We start from the raw sequence: 17384 nt of genomic DNA, 5'->3' as shown, positions 1-17384 counted from the left end.
GTGCAAGAATTGATCGGGGCGGTGGGCCAACTGTCGGCAAAGGAACGCAAGGCCTTGGCGGTGATGCTCAGACAGAAGGGCATCAACCTGTTCGGCATTGCTCCGGTCTTCAAGCGCAAGCCCGAGGAAGCACTGTTGCTGTCTTATGCTCAGGAGCGCCAGTGGTTTCTCTGGCAACTGGAGCCGGATAGTGCCGCCTACCACCTGTCCAGTGCCTTGGCGCTGAAGGGACGCCTGGATATCGAGGCGCTGGAGCGCAGCTTCTCCACCTTGCTGGCTCGTCATGAGGTGTTGCGCACTACCTTCGTCCAGGACGGTGAACAGACCTTGCAGGTGGTGGCCGAGCAGTTGCCGTTCTGCTTCGAAAGGGCGAGCTTGACTGTCGCCGCCGATGACGCTGCTTGCGACGCGGCGATCAAGGCCTATGTCGAAGGGCAGACCCGCCAGCTTTTCGATCTGCACAACGGGCCGCTGATGCGTGTGGCCTTGTTGCAGGTCAGCGACGAACACCATGTGCTGGTGATTACCCAGCATCACATCATTTCCGATGGCTGGTCGATGCAGATCATGGTTGACGAGCTGATGCAGCTGTATTCGGCCTACAGCCAGGGCCAGGCGCTGGACCTGCCAGCGTTGCCGATCCAGTATGCCGACTACGCGCTGTGGCAACGGCAGTGGATGGAGGCGGGGGAGCGTGAGCGCCAACTGGAGTACTGGCTGGCGCAACTGGGGGGCGAGCAGCCCGTGCTGGAGCTGCCGTTCGACCATCCCCGTCCGGCTGTGCAGAGCTTCAAGGGTGCGCAACTGGGCATCAAGGTGCCGGCACAACTGGGCGACGCGCTCAAGCGCCTGGCCCAGGCCGAGAACGTGACCTTGTTTATGCTACTGCTGGCGTCGTTCCAGACGTTGCTGCATCGCTACAGTGGCCAGGGCGATATCCGTGTCGGTGTACCGGTGGCCAACCGCAATCGGGTCGAGACCGAAGGCTTGCTGGGGTTCTTCGTCAATACCCAGGTCCTCAAGACTGAGTTCGATGGCCAGCAACGCTTCCGCGAGCTGCTCGCCCAAGTCCGGCAGACCGTGCTGGGTGCGCAGGACCACCAGGACCTGCCGTTCGAGCAATTGGTCGATGCCTTGCAGCCGGAGCGGACCTTGAGCCACAACGCCCTGTTCCAGGTAATGTACAGCCACCAGGGGCGGGAGGATGGCGCCTGGGCCGAGCGACAACTGCCGAGTTTGAGCATGCAGGCGCTGAACTGGGACAACCCCACGGCCCAATTCGACCTGACCTTGACCACCTATGACAGCCAGCAAGGCCTGGATGCCTCGCTGAGCTATGCTTGCGACCTGTTCGAGGCCGGTACGGCAGAGCGTCTCTCGCGTCACTGGCTGAACGTGCTGCAGGCTATTGTCGCTGACCCGGCCCAGCGTATCGCCGACCTGTCCTTGCAGGACCGCGAAGAGGAGCAGGCCAACCTGCGCCAATGGAACGCCGCCTCGGCCACCTTCCTCAGCCAGTGCAGTCTGCAGCAACTGATCGAGCGCCAGGTCGAACGGACCCCAGAGGCCATCGCCCTGAGCTTTGCCGGCACTCAACTGAGCTATGCCGAACTCAACCGTCGCGCCAACCGCCTGGCCCATCGCCTGATCGAACTGGGCGTCAGCGCCGATGTGCGGGTGGGCCTGGCGGTCGAGCGCAGCCTGGAGATGGTCGTCGGCCTGCTGGCCATCCTCAAGGCCGGTGGCGCCTACGTGCCGCTGGACCCGGCCTATCCGACAGAGCGCCTGGCCTACATGATCGAGGACAGCGGTATCGCCTTGCTGCTGACCCAGCCCTCACTGTTGCAACAACTACCGCTGCCAGCCAGCCTGCCGCACCAGTTGCTGACCGAGGACGCCGCCCTGGGCTACAGCGAGGCCAATCCCGAGGTCGCCGTGGACCCGGCCAACCTGGCCTATGTGATCTACACCTCCGGTTCCACCGGCAAACCCAAGGGTACGTTGCTTGCCCACCACAACGTGCTGCGCCTGTTCGCTGCCACCGAGCACTGGTTCGGCTTCGACGGAACTGACGTGTGGACCCTGTTCCACTCCTATGCCTTTGACTTCTCGGTCTGGGAGATCTTCGGTGCGCTGCTTTATGGTGGCCGTCTGGTGGTGGTGCCTTATGATGTCAGCCGCTCGCCGGAGGACTTCTACCGCCTGCTGCAGGAGGAGCGGGTGACGGTACTCAACCAGACGCCGTCGGCTTTCAAGCAACTGATGCAGGTGGCCTGCGCACCTGGGCAGGCTGCTGCGCGCACCGCCCTGCGCCATGTGGTGTTTGGCGGTGAGGCGCTGGAGGTGAAGAGCCTGCGGCCCTGGTTCGAGCGCTTCGGCGACCGCCAGCCGCGGCTGATCAACATGTATGGCATCACCGAGACCACGGTGCACGTGACCTACCGTCCGATCAGCCTGGCGGATCTGGAGGGCGAAGTGGGCAGTCCGATCGGGGAGGTGATCCCAGATCTGTCCTGGTATCTGCTCGACCCGGTGCTGAATCCGGTGGCCAAGGGCTGCATCGGCGAGCTCTATGTCGGCCAGGCCGGCCTGGCGCGCGGCTATCTCAACCGTGGCGACCTGACCGCCACACGCTTCATTCCCAACCCCTTCGGCGGCAGTGGCGAGCGGCTGTACCGCACCGGTGACCTGGCGCGCTACCGGGCCGATGGAGTGATCGAGTACATCGGCCGGATCGACCATCAGGTGAAGATCCGTGGCTTCCGTATCGAACTCGGTGAGATCGAGGCGCGGTTGCAGGCGTTGCCCGAGGTGCGCCAGGCCGTGGTGTTGGCGCAACAGGCCGCCAGCGGCGCGCAATTGGTCGGTTATGTGGTGCCGCATGGGCAGGGCAGCGACCAAGCTGCGCTGCGCGAATCGCTCAAGCGCCAGTTGCGTGAAGACCTTCCGGAGCACATGGTCCCGGCGCACCTGCTGTTCCTTGAGCGGTTACCGCTGACCAGCAACGGCAAGCTTGACCGCAAGGCCTTGCCGCAACCCGACGTGAATCTGTTGCAGGGCAGCTATGTAGCGCCGCAGAGCGAACTGGAGCAACGTATCGCCAGCATCTGGCAGGATGTGTTGAAACTCGATCAGGTTGGCCTGACTGACAATTTCTTTGAGCTCGGTGGTGACTCGATCATTTCCATCCAAGTGGTCAGTCGCGCGCGCCAGGCCGGTATCCGCCTCAGGCCCAAAGACCTGTTCCAGCACCAGACCGTGCAGAGCCTGGCCAGCGTGGTGCAGATCAGCGCCGAGGCCGAGCAGATCGACCAGGCTGCCTTGATCGGGCCGACCCCATTGTTGCCGATGCAACAGGTGTTCTTCGCCGACTCCATCCCGCAACGCCACCATTGGAACCAATCGGTGCTGCTCAAGCCAGCCCAACCCCTGGACGCCGCGCTGCTCGAGCGGGCCTTACAAGCAGTGGCGCAACAGCACGACGCCTTGCGTCTGACTTTCACCCAGGACAGTGGCGGCCAATGGCAGGCGAGTGTGGCGGCACAGCCGACTGCCGGCCTGCTGTGGCATCGCGAGTGCTGCTCAATCGACGACCTCGATTCTTTGGGCGAAGCGGCGCAAAGCAGTCTCGATCTGGAGCGGGGGCCATTGATGCGTGGCCTGCTGGTCAGCCTGCCAGCAGGCGAGCAGCGCCTGCTCCTGGCTATCCATCACTTGGCCGTCGATGGGGTGTCCTGGCGTATTCTCTTCGAAGACCTGCAACAGGCCTACTCCGCCCTACGGGACGGACACGCTGCGCGGTTGCCGGCGCGGACTCGCTCGGTGAAATGGTGGGCCGAGCAGCTGCAGCGGCATGCCGGTGGGGCTGCCCGGGAAGAGCTGGGCTACTGGCAGCGGCAGTTGCAGGGCGTTGCTTTGGATTTGCCTTGTGACAATCCGCACGGCGCGTTGCGTGGTGACCTGGAACATCAGGTCAGTACCCGCCTGGATGCTGACCTGACCCGGCAGTTGTTGCAGGAGGCACCCGCCGCCTACCGCACCCAAGTCAACGATTTGTTGCTCAGTGCCTTGGCGCGGGTGCTGACGTGTTGGACGCAGAGCCCGGCGGTGGTATTGCAAATGGAAGGCCACGGCCGCGAGGAGCTGTTCGCCGACCAGGACCTGAGTCGGACGGTCGGCTGGTTCACCAGCTTGTTCCCGGTCAAGCTGACACCGCAGGCCACCCTCGGTGACTCGATCAAGGCGGTCAAGGAGCAACTGCGCGGCATCCCCAACAAAGGTATCGGCTATGGCGCCCTGCGCTACCTGGGCGATGAGCAGGTCCGTCAGAGTCTGGCCGCACTGCCGGCACCACGGGTGACATTCAACTATCTGGGCCAGTTCGACGCCAGCTTCGCCGCTGCCGATGCGTTGTTCGCCCCCTGCAGTGATGCTGCTGGTAGCGCACGTGACCGTGGAGCGCCGCTGGACAACTGGCTGAGCATCAACGGCCAGGTGTTCAAGGGCGAGTTGGAGCTGAACTGGACTTTCAGCCGCGACATGTTCGACAGCGCCACAGTGCAGCGCCTGGCGGATGAGTACGCCGAGGAACTGCGCCTGCTGATCGAGCATTGCTGCCAGGAGGCGGTAGGCGGAGCAACGCCTTCGGACTTCCCGTTGGCGGGACTGGATCAGGCACGGCTGGATGCGCTGCCATTGCCGTTACGCACGCTCAAGGACCTTTATCCACTGTCGCCCATGCAGCAGGGCATGTTGTTCCACAGCCTCTATGCTCAGAACAGCGGCGACTACATCACCCAGATGAGCCTACCGGTGACTGGCCTCGATCCCGAACGTTTCGTTCAGTCCTGGCAGGACGCTGTCGACGCCCATGACATTTTGCGTACCGCATTCCTCTGGCAAGCCCCTCTGCAGCAACCGCGGCAGGCGGTGCTGAAGCAGGCCAAGGTGCCTTACGATATCCTCGATTGGCGCGGCCGCGCCGACCAGCAGCAGGCCTTGGCCGAGCTGGCCGACGTCGAGCGCGCCCGTGGTTTCGACTTGGCCCAGGCACCGTTGCTGCGGCTGCTGCTGGTGCGTCTGGACGACCAGCAGTACCAGATGATCTATACCCACCACCACATTCTCATGGACGGCTGGAGCAACTCGCAGCTGATGGGGGAAGTGCTGCAGCGTTATTGTGGACGGGCACCAGAAACAACCGCAGGTCGCTATGGCGACTACATCGCCTGGCTGCAGCAACAGGACCCGCAGCGCAGCGAAGCTTTCTGGCGCGAGCAACTGCGCGACCTGGACCAGCCGACGCGCCTGGCCCTGATCTCCAGTGCCCCGGCCGGGCCGGGCTACGCAAGCCACTACCTGGACCTGGATACCGAGCAGACACAGCGCCTGCACGGCTTCGCCCAGCAGCAGAAAGTCACCGTCAACACCTTGTTGCAAGCGGCCTGGTTACTGCTCCTGCAGCGCTATACCGGCCAGGCGACCGTGGCCTTTGGTGCGACCGTGGCGGGGCGGCCCACCGAGCTGCGTGGCATCGAGCAACAGATCGGTCTGTTCATCAACACGTTGCCGGTCATCGCCAGCCCGAGGCCGGAACTGACCCTGGGCCAGTGGTTGCAACAGGTCCAGGCGCAGAACCTGAGCCTGCGCGACTACGAGCACACCCCGTTGTTCGATGTACAGCGCTGGGCCGGCAAGGGTGGCGAGGCGTTGTTCGACAACATCCTGGTGTTCGAGAACTACCCGGTGGCCGAGGTGCTGGAGCAGAGCGCCCCCGATGGTCTGCGCTTCGGCCAGCTCGACCAGCACGAACAGACCAACTACCCACTGACCCTGTCCGTGGGCTTGGGCGAGGTGCTGTCGCTGCACTTCAGTCATGACCTGACGCAGTTCGCTCCCGCCACTGTCGGGCAGATCGCCACGCAACTGGCCAATCTGCTGCAGGCCATGCCAGATGCGGCCGAGCGTTGCCTGAGTGCCTTGCCACTGCTCGATGCCAGGGAACAGCAAGCCCACATCGCCGAGTGGAACCCCAACGCCCAGCGGTTCGCCAGCCAGCAGTGCATCCATCAACTGATCGAAGCCCAGGCTGCCCGTACCCCGGACGCCATCGCCCTAACCTTCGGCGAGCAGCAACTAAGCTATGCCGAACTCAACGCCCGTGCCAATCAGTTGGCCCACGCCCTGATCGAACAGGGCATCGGTGCTGAGGTGCTGGTCGGCCTGGCGGTCGAGCGCAGCTTGGCGATGGTCGTTGGTCTTCTGGCCATCCTCAAGTCTGGCGGCGCCTACGTACCGTTGGACCCGGCCTATCCCGAAGACCGCCTGGCCTACATGATGCGGGACAGCGGACTTGGTGTGCTGCTGACTCAGGCCCACCTGCAGGATCAACTGCCGGTCCCGACCGGCGTGCGCAGCCTGCTGCTGGACACCGACTACAGCGGCTACAGCCGCGCCAACCCGGATCTGGTCCTGGACCCGGCCAACTTGGCCTACGTGATTTACACCTCCGGCTCTACTGGCCAGCCCAAGGGTGCGTTGCTAGCCCACCACAACGTGCTGCGCCTGTTCGCGGCCACCGAGCACTGGTTCGGCTTCGACGGCACTGACGTGTGGACCCTGTTCCACTCCTACGCCTTCGACTTCTCGGTCTGGGAGATCTTTGGTGCGCTGCTCTACGGTGGGCGCCTGGTGATTGTGCCGCAGCCTACCATCCGTTCGCCGGAAGAGTTCTTCGCGTTGCTGTGCGAGCAGGGCGTGACCGTGCTCAATCAGACCCCCTCGGCCTTCAAGCAACTGATGCAGGTGGCTTGCGCACCGGAGCAGCGCACGGCGCGCACCGCGTTGCGCCATGTGGTGTTCGGCGGCGAGGCCCTGGACGTGCAGAGCCTGCGCCCCTGGTTCGAGCGCTTTGGCGACCAGCAACCCCGGCTGATCAACATGTACGGCATTACCGAGACCACTGTGCACGTCACCTACCGTCCGGTGAGCCTGACCGACTTGGCGGGCGATGCGGCCAGCCCGATCGGCGAACCGATCCCGGACCTGTCCTGGTATCTGCTCGACGCCGACTTCAACCCGGTGCCCAAGGGCGCGATCGGCGAGCTGTACGTCGGTCAGGCCGGCCTGGCTCGCGGCTACCTCAAGCGTGCCGAGCTCAGTGCCACGCGCTTCGTGCCGGACCCCTTCTCGGCCCAGGGCGAGCGCCTGTACCGCACCGGTGATCTGGCGCGCTACCGGCATGACGGCATCATCGAATACGTCGGCCGTATCGACCACCAGGTGAAAATCCGCGGCTTCCGCATCGAGCTGGGCGAGATCGAGGCGCGGCTGGTGCAGCAGGAGGCGGTGCGCGAGGCGGTGGTGCTGGCGGTGGATGGCCCGAGCGGCCAGCAACTGGTCGGTTACGTGGTGCCGCATCGGTTGCCGCAGGAGCCATCGGCCTTGCGCGAGCAGCTCAAGGCCGGGCTTAAAGCGCATTTGCCGGAGTACATGGTTCCGGCGCACCTGCTGTTCCTCGAGCAATGGCCGCTGACGGCCAACGGCAAGCTCGACCGTCGGGCGCTGCCGGCGCCGGATGCCAGCTTGCTGCAGCAAGCCTATGTGGCGCCAGAGGGTGAGCTGGAGCAACGTATCGCCGAAATCTGGCAACAGGTCCTGGAGCTGGACCAGGTGGGCCGTAATGATCACTTCTTCGAGTTGGGCGGGCACTCGCTGCTGGCGACTCAGGTGATTGCCCGGGTACGCCAGGTACTTGGTCTGGAAGCCGGTCTGCGTGACCTGTTCGGCGCCCCGACTTTGAGCAGTTTTGCCGCCGCGCTGCAGGTGCTCGGCAGCACGGAGCAATTGGGCTTGCCGACGCTGGTGGCCCATGGGCCGCGCGCTCAGGTACCGCTGTCGCTGGCCCAGCGCCGTTTGTGGGTGGTCGAACAGTTCGCCGCGCCGAGCGGCGCCTACGGTATGCCGTTGGCCCTGCGGGTCGAAGGAGAGCTGTCGGTGCCTCTGTTAGAAGCCAGCCTGGCGCAGTTGATCCGCCGCCACGAGATCCTGCGGACCGCCTACGTGGCCGACGATGAGGGTGATCCCCTGGCGGTCGTTGCCGAACAGGTCGAACTGCCGCTGCCGGTGCTCGATCTCTCGGCGCTGCCGGCCGGCGAGCGTGAGGCGCGAGTGGCTGAAGCCATCGAAGCCAATGCCCGCCAGCCGATCAGCCTGCTACAGGTGCCGCTGCTGCGTGGCCAGGTGCTGCGCTTGGGCGAGCACAGCCATGTGCTGCTGTTTTGCATGCACCACATCATTTCCGATGGCTGGTCGATGTCGTTGCTCGGCAACGAGGTGGTGGAGGTCTATGGCCGCCTGCTGGCCGGCAATGACACGCCGCTACCCGCGCTGGCGGTACAGTATTCCGACTATGCCCAGTGGCAACTGGCCCTGGAGCAGGCTGGCGTGCTGGATGCGCAGGCTGCCTATTGGCAACGCACCCTGGCGGGACACGATGGTCTGCTACGGTTACCTACCGATCAGCCACGCCAGGCCAAGGCGAGTCAGGCCGGGCGTGACCTTAGCTTCACTCTGCCGCAGCCTCTGCACGAGGCGCTCAAGACACTGGCTCGCGAGGCGGGCGTGACCCTCTACAGTGTCTTGCTGGCGGCCTTCCAGGTGATGCTGCACCGCTTGAGCGACAGCGATGACGTGCTGGTCGGCGCCGACGTTGCTGGTCGTTCGCAGCCTGAGCTGGAAGCTCTGATCGGGTTCTTCATCAACGTGCTGCCATTGCGCTCGCGCTGGCAGGCCCAGTTGTCGGTGCGCCAGTACCTGGCCAAGGTGCAGGAGACCGCGCTGAGCGCCTTCGAGCACCAAGAGTTGCCATTCGACCAGATCGTCGACAGTGTCGGCGCTCCTCGGCACAAGGGTACCAACCCGCTGGTCCAGGTTCTGTTCGTGATGAACAACCTGCCGGTGCGCCAGAGCGGCTTCCAGATCCTACAGGCCGAGGCTATCCCGAGTACCGGAGGCTTCTCCAAGTTCGACATGGCGCTGTTCATCGACGAAGAAGCGGGTCAACTGCATGGCACCTGGCAGTACGCCAGCGACCTATTCCAACAAGAACGTATCGAGCTCTGCGTGAAAGGCTGGATGACCATTCTCGAACAGATGGTGAGTGATCCAGATAAACGTCTAGGGGACATCAAGATGCCTACCAACACTGCGGCCCAGGTGGTCGCGCCTGCAAAACCCGCTGTACCGAGCAAGGCCGACAAACTGGGCAAGTTCCTCAAGAAGGCCCAGGGCCCGAACGTGAAGCCGGCCATCAGTGTGATGCGCGAAAGCCTCATGGTCCCGGGCCAGGTCTTCCCGGTAATGTGGGAACCGACCGATCCCGGGCTGGACCTGATCCAGTGGATCAACAACAACCGCACCCTGGTCGAGGAGAAGCTGGCCAAGCACGCCGGCATTCTCTTCCGAGGCTTCGCGGTGCGTGACATCCATGACTTCGAAGCCTTCGCCGAGGCCGTGCAGCCTGGCCTGTACGGAAAGTACGGCGATCTGCCGAAGAAGGAGGGCGGCAAGAACACCTACCGCTCGACCCCATATCCGGAGAAGAAGATGATTCTTTTCCATAACGAGAGCTCCCACCAGGACCGTTGGCCACGCAAGCAGTTGTTCTTCTGTGAGCAACCTTCGCCGGTCGGCGGGGCTACCCCAGTGGTGGACTGCCGGCTGATGTATCAGCGCATGCCAGACGCGCTGCGGGAGAAGTTCGAGAGCAAAGGCCTGCTGTACGTGCGCACCTTTGCCGACAAGCTCGACGTCTCCTGGCAGCACTTCTTCAAGACCGAGGATCGCGCCGAGGTGGAAGCGCGCTGCGAGGCCGCCGGGATCCAGTGGACCTGGCTGGACAACGACGAACTGCAGATCCGCACCCCGTGTCCTGCGATCATCCGTCACCCGCTGACCGGTGAGAAAAGCTTCTTCAACCAAGTGCAACTGCACCACATCCATTGCCTGGATCCGGATGTGCGCGAGGACTTGTTGGCGATGTTTGGCGAGCAACGCATGCCGCGTCACGTCTACTACGGTGACGGTTCGCCGATCGAGGACGGGGTGATGCAGTTGATCGGAGAGTTGTACGAGGCCTGTGCAGTGCGCTTCGACTGGAAGAAAGGCGACGTGATCTTGCTCGACAACATGCTGGCCGCCCATGCTCGCGACCCATTTGAGGGGCCCCGCAAGATAGTCGTCGCCATGGGTGACATGATCGAACGCAGTGCTTTGGAAGCACTGAACGAGAGCCAGGGTGGCTCGCTGGGAAAAAATGGAGCAGGTGCATGAGCGAGACACTGGATACCGGCCTGGCCTTGTTGCCTGAACAGGAGCGGCACTTAGCGTTGCTGACCGTGGGCGCCCCACGCCGCGAGAGCGCCCATTGCCTGCTGGTCGAAATCGCCGGCCCGTTGCAGGCCGGGCGCCTGCAGCAGGCTCTTGAGCAACTGTTGGCCCGCCATGGCGCGCTGCGTTTACGCCTGGCCGCGGTGCCGGGTTACCACGGCATGCGTCAGTTCCTTGAGGATGAAGCCGCGCCAGTGACGTTGCACCGGGCGGCACCAGGCGCTTCGTTGGATGCCTGGCTGAACGCGCCTTGGCCGCAGACTGGCACACAGTTACAGGCGTTGTTGTTGGAACAGGGGCAAGACCGTTGGCAGTTGGTTGTGGCTGTGCCTCGCCTGGCCGCTGATGCCGGTAGTCTGGCGGTGCTGTTCGATGGCTTGGCCCAGGCCTATGAGGCCGAGATGCATGGCGAAATCGAGGAAACCGGGCAGTTCGCTCAATACCTGGAGTGGCGCAGCGAAGTATTGTTCGACGAGGACGCCGAATCCGCACGCCAATACTGGCAGGCCCAACTGCCTGACGAGCAGGGCGCGCTCGCGCCGAGTTTACCGTATCGCCAGGACCCTGCCGTCGGCCAGGTGCATCGCTGCGATGCGATACTCGACGACGGTTTGCGCCAGGGTCTTGTTGCACTGGCCGAGCAATCGGGGATCAACCTGGAGACCTTGCTGCAGAGCGCCTGGTGGGCTTTGCTGGGACGCATCAGCGGACGTGACAGCTTTACTGTTGGCTGGCGTCATGACGGACGTGACGACTACGAGTTCTTCGCCAGCAGCATTGGCCTGTTCGAGAAGACCCTGCCGCTGAGCCTGAAGCTTGACCTGGGCCAGGGTTTCGCGGCTTGGGCCGTGCAACTGGCCGGCTTGCTGGAGCAGCACACGACCTGGCAGGAGTACGCAGCAAACAATGTGCCGCGCCAACTGGCCAGCCCGGCGTACGCCTTCGTCGTCCGCAAGGCCCTGGCGTCACGCCAGGTGGCTGGCGCGTGCTGGCAGCCGTCCCGCCTGGACGAGACGCAACCGCTGTTCGAACTGCAACTGCAGGTTAGCGTCGATAACGGCGTTCAACTGCGCCTCGAGGGGCAGGCCGGGCATTACAGCCAGGTGGCGGTGCAGATCTTGCTGGAGCAACTCCTGACCTTGCTGCAGGGCATTGCCGAGGATGGTCAGCAAGCGTTGTCGAGCCTGAACCTGTCCAGCGCGGCGGCCAGGCTGGCACTGCTCGATCCCAACCCAGGTGTAACGCCGCTGGAGCAGCGTGTGCTGCTGCCCGAGCGCATCGCCCAATGGGCCGAGACCGCACCGGACGCCCCTGCGCTGGTGGCGGACGGCGCCACCCTGAGCTATGCAGAACTCGACCAGCGAGTACGCCAGTTGGCAGCCGGACTGGCCGGGCAGGGTGTGGGCAAGGGGGATCTGGTGGCCTTGGCACTGCCCCGTTCAGCGCAACTGGTGGTGGCGATCCTGGCCAGCTGGCACCTGGGTGCCGGCTACCTGCCACTTGACCCGCAATGGCCGCAGGTGCGGCAGTTGCAGATGATCGAGCAGGCTTCGGCCAATCTGCTGCTGGTCCAGGCCTCGCAGGCGGCCGGGTTCGAGGGGCAGGCCATCAAGGCGCTGGACATCGAGACGTTGCCACTGGAGGCGGGCGAGGTATCCGGTCCTGCCCTGGGTGGTGAGGATGTCGCCTATGTATTGTTCACCTCCGGTTCCACAGGTGTACCGAAGGGGGTGGTGGTCGAGCACCGGCAGTTGCTCAACTACAGCGCCGGCGTCTGCCAACAACTGAACCTGGAGCAGTGTCGTCGCTTCGCCTTGACCTCGACTGTGGCCGCCGACTTGGGCAACACCTCTCTGTTCGCTGCCCTGTACCTGGGCGCGGCGCTGCACATCGCCGATGACGACAGTATCCAGTCGCCGGAAGCCTTCGCCCGCTTCATCCGCGAGCAGCGGATCGACTGCGTGAAGATAGTGCCATCGCACCTGTCTGCCCTGCTCGATGCCCAGGCGCCCTGTCTGCCCGCGACCTTGGTGCTGGGTGGTGAGGCCGCGAGCGGTGCTCTGGTGCGGCGCATTCTGCAGGTAAAGGGGGATTGCCGTGTGTTCAACCACTACGGCCCGACCGAGGCCACGGTGGGCGTGCTGGTCCACCCGGTGCGTGGTGAAGATTTGCAGGCTGCTTCCCTGCCCCTGACCCAGGTGCTGGCGAACAACCGTGTGCTGATCCTCGCGGCGGATCAGCAGTTGGCTGCCTGCGGCGAGCTGGGCGAACTGTACATCGGTGGCCAACAGTTGGCCCGTGGGTATCTGGCGGCACCTGAGCAGACCGCGCAGGTGTTCGTCACTGTGGGCGGTGAGCGCTTTTACCGCACGGGTGACCTGGCCCGCTACCGGCCCGAGGGCGGTGTGCAGCTCTATGGGCGTGCCGACCAGCAGGTCAAGGTGCGCGGCTTCCGTATCGAACTGGCCGAGATAGAAGCCCAACTGGCTAACCTGGCGGACGTCAGTGAAGTGGCTGTGGTGCTGGCGACCCTGGCAGACGGTGAGGCAGCGCCGGTGGCCTATGTGGTACCACGCAGCGATGCCCCCGCGGACCTGGCTGCGGCGTTAGCCGCTGAGCTGGCCTTGCGCCTGCCGGCTGCCATGTTGCCACGGCATATCCTGCTTCTTGCGCAGATGCCGCGTTTGGCCAACGGCAAGATCGACCGGGTGGCGTTGTACCAGCGGCCGGTTTCGGCACAGGAGACCGCAGAGTACGTGGCCCCGCGTGATGCCCTCGAAGAACTGCTGGCCAGCCGCATGGCGCAACTGCTGGGCCTGGATCGGTTGAGCGTGGAGCAGGACTTCTTCGCCATCGGTGGCCATTCCTTATTGGTGATCAAGCTGGTGGCAGGTATCCGCAAGCTGTTGCAGTGCGAGATCCATCCGGGTGTGGTGTTCGACAACCCCAGTGTCGCAGCTCTGGCTCAGGCCTTGCGCTTCCAGGAAACAGCGCTGGGACAATTGGAGAAACTCGCTGCGGCGCGCTTGCGGCTGGACAGCCTGAGTCCCGAAGAGAAGGCGCGGTTGCTGGAGAAGGCCCAGCAGTTGCGAGGGGCCAGCACCCAGGTGTGATGCCACGGCAAGCTCCATAACGCCCGCCAGGTCGGTCTCCGGCCTGGCGGGCGTTTGTTTTTCCAGGGAGACAAGCGCCTGTTACCACATAAGAAAATGTTTCTCGAATGTGAATTGCTCCTAAATTTTCATTTTTGTTTTCGTCTGTTCTCTAGCTCGGCAACAAAACTGCAGGAGCGCCGGCTCCTTGGCTTCACCAGGCGTGCCGCGACATAGGCCGTGGAAGGCCACTGACCGATCAGCTGCCCGCAAGAGGTGGCGATTTCTTGACTTTCGACTGAACGTTATTGGGGTGATCCGACACTATGAAACTCGAGCAAAAGAACGGCCTTCCAGGCGCCATAAGGCGAGCTACGGCCAACTGGTGTACATCGGCGTCGATGGTGGTCCTGGGCTTGGCTCTGGGGATGGGCAGTGCGGCCTATGCAGAGAACAAGGTACTGAATATTCCTGCTCAGTCGTTGGATAAAGCCCTGTTCGAGCTGGGGCAGCAGACGGGCCTGCAGATTCTCTATGGGCCGGAGTTGGTCAGTGGCAAGCAGGCGCCAGCGGTGGTTGGTGACATGGAGCCACAGCAGGCGTTGGAGCAGATGTTGCGCAATGCGGGGTTGACATACCGGATTGAGAACAATGCGGTCTATCTGATTAATGATGCGCCTGTCTCGGATGCGTTGGAACTGGGGACTACCACCATCCAAGGGCAGGGGATGGGGCAGATGACCGAGAATAGCGGTTCCTATACACCCAATAAGGTCAGTGCGGGTTCCAAGACACCAACCAGCCTGCGGCAAACACCACAGAGTGTTTCGGTTATCACCAATGAGGTGATACGAGACAAGGGCATGAACGATCTGACGGACGCGATGCAGGCGACGCCAGGCGTGACAATCCAGCAGAGCAATGAGCGAATTTTCCAGTATTATTCGCGTGGATTTCCCATTGAAAATATCCAGATTGATGGTGCGGCACCCATGGCGCTGGGTACCACCGCTGGTAGTTTCTACTCGAGCAAAGTATACAACCTTGCCGAATTCGACCATGTCGAAGTCTTGCGTGGCGCCTCGGGGCTCTTCGGCGGGACCGGCGATCCAGGTGGTATCATCAATCTTGTTCGCAAACGTCCGCTCGACACGTACCAACTGAAAGTAGAAGCGTCGGCCGGGTCTTGGGACAACTATCGTACGCAAATGGATGTGACCGGGCCTATCGCATTTGACGGTAAGTTACGTGGGCGTTTAGTGACCGCTTATTCTGATCGACAATACTTTGTCGATGAGCGCAGTTCGCAAACTCCCACGATCTATGGTGTGCTCGAGGCAGATATCCTTCCCGATACGCGCTTGACGTTTGGCGGGCGCTATGAACGAGTAAATGAAAACGGCGCCAGCGCCGGTTTGCCTCGTTACAGCAATGGTGACGATATCGGTCTGCCTAGGCATACCAACTTGACCGATAGTTGGGCTTTTCAAGACGGTCGGTCTCAGGAAATATTTGCCAAGCTTGACCATGATTTTTCCGATGACTGGAAAGTGAACCTCAGTTATACCCAGACTCAAGACGTAGGTTTGCAAAAGCGCGCGTTCAACGTAGGCAGCCTCAATCCTGTCACCAATACCGGACCTACTCGTTTCGGAACCGTTGCCCGTTACAAGAGTGACCAGCAACTGACGGATATGAACCTAGCCGGGAAGTTCGATATGCTGGGGCACGAGCAGGAATTTCTGTTTGGCGCCGACTATCAGAGGATAACCAGCCAATGGACTGGGACCGGGCAACTGGATGGTGCCTTCGGACCGATCGATGTCTTTGATCCTGATGCGACCCCGTGGCCTGAGCCACCGACCCGCAAGGACTACAATAATACCTACAAGCCCAACACGCAGATCCAGTATGGGCTTTATTCAACTCTTCGCCTGCACCTGACGGACCCTCTACATGTGATCCTTGGTGCACGGGTACAGCGCTATAAGTTTGAGCAGAAATATAGCGAGCGCGTAGGGGATACGTGGGATGTCAAGTCTGATATTTCCATGCGCGAGCCCACTAAAGTGGTGCCCTATGGTGGAGTGGTCTATGACCTGAGTGACGAATGGTCGGCTTATGCCAGCTATTCCGAAATCTACAAACCTCAACAGGATAAGATCGAGGGACCAAGAGAGAGTGGTAATTCGCTCAAGGCGATGACTGGTAAAACATATGAGACCGGCATCAAGGGTGAGTTGTGGGGCGGTGCGTTGAATACCTCCTTTGCCGTGTACTACACCAAGCGAGAAAATCAGGCAGTCGAAGACCTACGATATCCTCAAGAAGGTGTACAGTTTGGGGGGAGTTGCTGTTATCTGGCGCAAGGCGAAGTGGTCAGCAAAGGCTTTGACATGGAGGTTAGCGGTGAGATTCTCCCGGATTGGAGTATCATCGGTGGCTATACGTACAATAATAACCGTAACCGAAACAGTGATGACGTTTTCAGTAGTATTACGCCGAAGCACCTATTCAAACTTTGGTCAACTTATCGGCTGCCGGGAGAGTATAGCGACTTCAAGGTGGGGGGGGGTGTGAATGTACAGAGTGCCAGTTACGTCAGCGGCATGGCTTCGATCATAGACAGTAGTGGAGAGCCGATTGGCTCTGAGAAATATGATTACCGCCAAGCGGGTTACACTGTATGGAACGCCATGGCTGAATACCGCTTGGATGATAACTGGACTCTCACTTATAACCTCAACAATGCCTTTGACAAAAAATACTACCTTACCGTTGGGTCTTCAGTAGTTGGCAACTGGTACGGCGAACCACGCAACCACATGCTGACCTTGCGCGGTACTTTCTGGTAGTCTGATCGCTGGGTGAAAAACCGCCCCCACGCGACCTGCAGTTTGCAGCCTCGTGGGGGAGGGTTCACCCGCGGCACGTTCTACAGCTTGGATAGCCAGTCATCCGCAGCCGCATAGATCGCTGCCACATCCCCCACGATCCCACCCATGCGCAGGAAGTCATGGGTCAATCCCTTCTGTATCTGCAAGGTCACAATGGTACCGGTGGCTTGCAGGTGTCTGGCATAGGCCATGCCTTCGTCATACAGCGGATCATACTCGGCCAGGCTGATATAGGCTGGTGCCAGTGCGCCGTTCAGTTCGGCCAGCAGCGGTGAGATGCGCCAGTCCAGATGTTGCGCCGGATCACGGCTGTAGTGTTGGTAGAACCACTCCAGTGTCGCGGTTTCCAGCAGGTGGTCTTCGGCATAGCGACGGTGCGAGTCGCGTTGGCACGACGTGTCGGCCACCGGGTAGAACAGCAGTTGGGCCTTGGGTACCAGTTGAATCTGCTGTGGCTGTTGTACTGCGGTGATCGCCAGCACGGTGGCCAAGGTCGCTCCAGCACTGTCACCGGCGACCGTCACCTGGCGGTTGTCCAAGCCCAGCGAGCGGGCCTGTTCGGCCAGCCAGTTGGCCGCATCCAAGGCGTCTTCTACGGCGGTCGGGAAAGGGGACTCAGGCGCCAGGCGATAGGCTGGTGCGAGCACGGCCTGCTGCCCACTGGCGGCCAGGCGCCGACACACTGAGTCGTGGGAGTCCAGGCTGCCGACCACGTAACCGCCACCGTGGAAATACAGCAGGCTTGGTTGGGCATCCCCGCTGTAGCCCGAGGCGCGGTAGAGCCGCGCCAGGATCTGTTGGCCGTCGCGGGTGGGGATGCTTAGCTCAGTGACACTCACTGCGGCAGGTGGGCAAGGATCGAGCACTTGTGAGGTCTGTTCGAAATCCGCACGGGCCTGGGCAACGGGCAGTTCATGCAAGGGGCGACTCTTGCCGCTAAAGCGGCCCAGTTGGGCCAGTTCCAGGAAGCCTTCGAGGTCTGGGTCCAGAGGCATGGTGAATCCTT

General features: G+C 62.2%; 4 protein-coding genes. 3 read left to right on the top strand and 1 reads right to left on the bottom strand.

From position 1 onward, the window contains the following. The 3 genes from ACYU03_RS17450 to ACYU03_RS17440 all read left to right on the top strand — a co-directional run bounded on the left by ACYU03_RS17450 (position 1) and on the right by ACYU03_RS17440 (position 16336). On the top strand, positions 1 to 10332 hold the full coding sequence (locus ACYU03_RS17450; protein WP_461885886.1) for an amino acid adenylation domain-containing protein: 10332 nt from the start codon (positions 1 to 3) through the stop codon (positions 10330 to 10332). Next, positions 10329 to 13502 (top strand): non-ribosomal peptide synthetase, encoded by a 3174-nt coding sequence (locus ACYU03_RS17445; protein ID WP_461885885.1) that lies wholly within the window; start codon positions 10329 to 10331, stop codon positions 13500 to 13502. Before ACYU03_RS17450 ends, ACYU03_RS17445 begins: the two co-directional genes overlap by 4 nt. A 305-nt stretch (positions 13503 to 13807) precedes the next feature. After that, positions 13808 to 16336, top strand: coding sequence for a TonB-dependent siderophore receptor (locus tag ACYU03_RS17440; RefSeq protein WP_461885884.1), 2529 nt, complete (start codon positions 13808 to 13810; stop codon positions 16334 to 16336). An 80-nt stretch (positions 16337 to 16416) separates the two neighbouring features. Here ACYU03_RS17440 and ACYU03_RS17435 read toward each other — a convergent pair whose 3' ends face one another. After that, entirely contained in the window at positions 16417 to 17373 is a 957-nt protein-coding gene (locus tag ACYU03_RS17435; RefSeq protein WP_461885883.1) for an alpha/beta hydrolase, read from the bottom strand. Positions 17374 to 17384: the final 11 nt, after the last annotated feature.

The organism is Pseudomonas sp. X10, from assembly GCF_054889225.1.
This window is presented reverse-complemented; position numbering and strand designations above follow the sequence as displayed.

Bases quoted from the DNA above. Each gene is read 5' to 3' on its own strand.
- ACYU03_RS17435 (WP_461885883.1), bottom strand. From the start codon at position 17,373: ATGCCTCTGGACCCAGACCTCGAAGGCTTCCTGGAACTGGCCCAACTG.
- ACYU03_RS17440 (WP_461885884.1), top strand. From the start codon at position 13,808: ATGAAACTCGAGCAAAAGAACGGCCTTCCAGGCGCCATAAGGCGAGCT.
- ACYU03_RS17445 (WP_461885885.1), top strand. From the start codon at position 10,329: ATGAGCGAGACACTGGATACCGGCCTGGCCTTGTTGCCTGAACAGGAG.